This window comes from Peribacillus sp. CSMR9 (assembly GCF_033141925.1).
Taxonomy (GTDB): domain Bacteria; phylum Bacillota; class Bacilli; order Bacillales; family DSM-1321; genus Peribacillus; species Peribacillus simplex_A.
In genome coordinates this window covers 1-689 of the sequence record NZ_JAOPHO010000225.1, presented here as the reverse complement: position 1 = coordinate 689, position 689 = coordinate 1, and the positions used below count along the sequence as shown (strand labels likewise).

The 689-nt window shown below is 31.5% G+C and carries 1 protein-coding gene; it reads right to left on the bottom strand.

Going from position 1 to position 689, the window contains the following annotated elements; genetic code table 11:
• Positions 1–97: 97 nt before the first annotated feature.
• Positions 98–689: tyrosine-type recombinase/integrase (locus N9I19_RS25030; protein ID WP_317779375.1), on the bottom strand; the 592-nt coding region annotated here is incomplete at its 5' end.

Sequence of the window (689 nt, the reverse complement as noted above, 5' to 3'; positions counted from 1 at the left end):
TAGGAATATCATACCATATATTTTGTTAAATATTACTATAAATAAGTGAGAGAAAAATAAAAAAGACCTCCTACAAATCACAGCAGGAGGTAAACTATTATAAATATTCCCTAAGATTATCAGCTACTTCCTCAACATCTAAATCTAGATACTGAGTTGTAACAGCTAAATTTGAATGTCCTAGAGCTTTAGAAATTAGTGCAAGGTTTGCCCCTTTATCCAACAAGCTCTTAGCATAACCCCTTCTTAAAGCATGAGGGTTAATATTCTGCAAATCATACTTTTTAGCATATTTGTTTAACTGCTTTGAAATAGCATTGTTTGTAGATTTTGTATTAAGAGATGTACCTTTATAACCAATGAATAAGTAAGAGTTTTTTTGACCATAGTATTCTCTTATTTTATTATTCTGATTCATAAGAACCCTCAACAAATGCAGTAATTCATCATCAATGGGTAACTTTAGAATTTTATGGTTTTTTAAGATTTCCCCCTCCATACAAAGTAACTTATTCTCAAAGTCAATGTGCTTCTCTTGCAGTTGCCCAAGTGTATTGATTCTTACACCTGTTTTATAAAGAGTAAGAACTGCCACAGCATCCCTTAATCCAATAAAGGTATTTAAGTCTAACAAAGACAACAGAACCATTACATCATCTTTCTTAGCCCCTTTTTTAACCTGCTTATCT